This is a genomic window from Lysinibacillus sp. FW301-JW8, from assembly GCF_058788755.1.
Map to the genome: position 1 here is coordinate 1 of NZ_JBYTBB010000130.1, position 4301 is coordinate 4301.

Annotated in this window: 2 protein-coding genes; one reads left to right on the forward strand and one right to left on the reverse strand. The window is 34.3% G+C overall.

From position 1 onward, the window contains the following. The first annotated feature begins 513 nt into the window (after positions 1-513). Positions 514-3294, forward strand: coding sequence for an S-layer homology domain-containing protein (locus AC3WOM_RS26490; RefSeq protein WP_492449131.1), 2781 nt, complete (start codon positions 514-516; stop codon positions 3292-3294). A 109-nt stretch (positions 3295-3403) separates the two neighbouring features. On the opposite strand, the gene AC3WOM_RS26495 is transcribed toward AC3WOM_RS26490, so the two are convergent. Then, positions 3404-4042 carry an NAD(P)-dependent oxidoreductase gene (locus tag AC3WOM_RS26495; protein ID WP_492449134.1) on the reverse strand — a complete coding sequence of 213 codons (639 nt, stop codon included), beginning with the start codon at positions 4040-4042 and terminating at the stop codon, positions 3404-3406. Between the last annotated feature and the right edge of the window lie 259 nt (positions 4043-4301).

Sequence of the window (4301 nt, forward strand, 5' to 3'; positions counted from 1 at the left end):
CGGCGGTAACACGGGTTCGAATCCCGTACGGGTCATACAAAAAAGCAGTAGATGTATTTTACATCTACTGCTTTTTTATGAGTTCTTAGTTTGTTATTGCCTTTTTGTGATATGTTAAAAACAGCGGATAACCCTCTTATTATTGCACTTAGCCTAACATGATTTCATTAAATGATTTCTCCTTATTATAGTAGAATTCTTGACAACAGAGACTCCTCAACTCATAAACATACTTATGGGAAGGCTTATGCTTATCCATTTTTAATTAGTAAAAATTAAAATATTAGCCTTGCTTAACTCCACCAAATACAGCTAATTCCATCCATTTAAAATAACAATATACATGATTAAAACTTATTTCCTCCAACCAATTTAATTGAACATCGACTCTTTATTCACTACTACTTAGACAAATATTCCATGGTAAATCTCGATAATATTGGTATATCCTTTGGAATAACTCTAGCTTTCTTTTATAATAGAGTTGAATAGAATTAGTAGGAGGTTATAGATATGAAGAAAAAGCAAAGTAAATGGATTGTGAGCGCAGCATCTACAGCATTGGTTGCAGCAGCTGTTGTTCCTACTGCAAGTGCAGCCTCCTTTACAGATATTGCAAAGAGTGACCATAGAGAGGGAATTTTGGCACTAGCAGATGCGAAGATAGTGGGAGGATATACTGATGGCACATTCAGGCCAAATGCTACCCTTACGCGAAGCAATGTTATTAAATTTTTAGGGAAATGGCTAGTATCAGAACACTATCAAATTCCTGAAGATTACAATAAAAAAGTACGCTTTACAGACATGCAGCCAGCAACTACAAAAGATAAAGAATTACTACAATATGCAGCCCTTATCTATGATATTGGCATAACTAAAGGTACTAACAACAAATTATTGCCTTCAGAGAATATCACACGAGAACAAATGGCATCTTACTTGGTAAGTGCGATTGAAACAGTTTACGATATTGATTTAATTGCGAAATATAAAGTAGAAAATCATAAATCCTCTATTACAGATTTAAAAAATGCAACAGTAGAGAACCGTGAAGCTATTACTGCTCTTGAGTATGCAAAGATTACTAATGTCAAAACATTTAATCCTAAAAGCACACTAACAAGAGGTCAATTTGCATCCTTTTTACATCGTACTATGACCAATATTACTGAGATGATAAAAGTGCCTGAGGTACCTTTGCTTATCCAAACAGTGAAAGTAGTAGATGCGACTACACTACAAGTAACACTAACAGACGGGACAAGTCATAAGGTAACATTAGCAGCGCCACTTATTGAAAATGTGGAAACGAAGGTGGATTTTAAAATTAATGATAAACCCTATTCAGCTGCTGTTACCTATGAAGTCAATGAACTAAAGGTACAATCAGTGGAGGGAATCAATGGCTCTCAGATTAAAGTTGCTTTTAACCTGGCAATTGACCCACTTTCTGTATTGAAAACAGATGGTAAACTACAGGATAATATTGTAGCTTTCTCTAATGTGGATACATTAAGATCACTATCCATTGTGAAAGCAGAAATTAGTGCTGATAAAAAATCAATCATCTTTACAGTAAATGAGTCATTAAAAGGCACACATCGTTATGTACTAAACAACATCAAATCAGAAAAAGGTTTATTACTTAAACAAGTAGATGCGAATTTTGTCATTGCTGGGGATACACAACCCCCAACTATTTTGGGATCAACGCAAGGAAACAACTCATCAATCGTAAAAGTGCAGTTTTCTGAGCCAATGGCAGCATTTCCAAATGAACGCATTCAATTCACGTTACCAAATGGAACAAGGGTTATGAATGTAGTGGGGAGCATTGAACAAAATGCCACTGAGGCAACCTTTGATTTATCCGCTGCAACTGTGAATGGTGGTTATTTAACACCTGGTGCAGCTATGCAAATTACATTTGTAGCGGCCACAGATTTGGCAGGAAATATCATTTCACCAAATCCAGCTACTGTCTCAGTGAAAAAAGGGGATAGAGATGGTATTCCACCAGCACTATCCACTGTTACACAAACTGGTCCAAATACATTCCAGTTGTTGTTCTCAGAGGAGGTTCAACCGCTTTATGTACATGATTTATCCATTAAAAGTGGCCAGACTTCATTCACCATCAATAAAGTAGAGAAAGATTCTAAAAATGGCCGTTTAGTCAATGTAACGGTAGATCCAAGAAATATACTTCAGGGAATAACTACAATTGGAACAGCTACTGGTCGTGTTATTACTGATTTATCGGGTGAAACAGCCAATTTCTCAACGGTGTATAATTTTATCAGAGATGATAGAGCGCCTGTCTTAACAAATTCTGAAATCGTTTATGAAGATAGTGTAGAATATTTACAATTAACTTTTGATAAGCCAGTTCAGTTAGGAACTAATGCAAAAGCAGCATTTTCTGGCAGCTATATGAATAACCATATCTTATATGAATTATCAAGAGGTCCTCAAAGTGATATTCATCTAGTAAAAGATCAACCTACAAAACTACGTGTCAAGATAGCAGGATTACTTGGCCCTTATGATGCAAAGGGAGCTCTTTACGATGGTAAACTGACTTTAATTAACGTGACAAATTTATATGGTGTGCCAGTCAATGAAGTACCAAATGTGAAATTTTCACGTAACGGTGATTTGAATATTAATAGCAATAAACTCACATTATCGCCAATTAATCCAATTCAAACATCTGCAATAGATAATTCTATTAGAGATAATAATATTGTGTATCTGAATTTCAATTATCCTGTTGATCCAGCACTTGCTCAAAATCTTCAAAATTATAGTATTGATAATGCGCTTATTGAAAGTGCAATTGTAGAGAGCTCTAATTTAAATCGTATTAAGCTCACGTTGAAAAAGGACTCCAATAACTTTACTGGAGGTCGATATATAACAATTAAAGGTTTAAGAGCTGCGAACTCTATGGAGTCATTCGATGAGGTGCGTACATTAATTACTCTTAATGAAAATATTGCACCAAAGATTCAAACTATTAATGTTAACAATTCACAAACATTAGAGCTTATTTTCAGTGAGCCAGTCAAGAATGGTGGTACTATGGATTTTGATATTCTTGTAAATGGTAATTCAGTAGCAGCTACAACTACTTATACACAAGATAATAGAGTCCTAATTACAATATCTCAAAGTGGATTTGAATACGGTAGAAATGTGACAATTCTAGCTTCACCTAGAAATACGCTTACAGATTATAGTGGGAATAAGTTGGATTTCACTTCGCAGTCAATTATAGTGCAAAGATAATTTGTTTTTCCCCAGCAAGTCTACCTTAAGTTGAATACTAAAATGCAGTAGATATCAATTTTATCTACTGCATTTTTTTATGAATAAAGAGAAAATCTTGTGATATTTATTAATGTGAGATAAACGGAGATTTATGTATAAACTGAGGATTGTCTAGATGTTTAATAATAAAGGAGGCTATATCTTGATTCGTAATTTTTGTGCCAGGCATATCTGTTAGGCCTACTTTTATAGACTTAGAAGTTAAACTATCTTTTACAAAGGGTAATCTCAAAAGTGTCCATTTAATATTTTTACTGTTCAATAAAATTTCCCACTCCAATTTTTTATCTACCATCATCTTTGGAAAGAGAGTTTCAAATAACTTTGCTCCAACACGATTCAACAGGCTTTTTTTGTCCCCGTCAATCGTTAAAGAACCACCTGAGACACCTATATAGCGGCTAATGTTCAAATCTTTCATTACGTCGAGAATATTTTTAGTTACTTTGCTATAGATTGGATCCTCTTTCGCTGGCTGACCAAATGTATTTATGACAATATTACAGTCTTTCAACAGCTCTCGAATATTATTTATATCCTGTATCTGTCCTTTCACAATGTCAATCTTATCATTTTGATACAATAATTTTTCGGGATTTCTAACAAGCATCCGAACATGATATCCTTGCTGTACAGCACGCATTGCTAAATGCCTTCCAACTCTCCCTGTTCCCCCAATAATTGCTATTTTATAAAAGTTATCCATTTTATCGCCCCCAATTTAAGTATAATAAGTTTACGTTCGAAATTGACATAAGTTTCCCCAAATTTTAAACTCCTTTATATATTGATAAACTATAGGAATATATGCAAAAGGACAATACAAAAAAGCAAACGGTATAATCGTTTGCTTTTTTCATGTTGTTGAAATACTATTATGTCAATTAAATCAAGGTGACAAATTAAAAAGTATAGCCCTTTTTCAAAACGAGGGGTTGATTTCCGTTCCGACTGAGTGCTTTCCT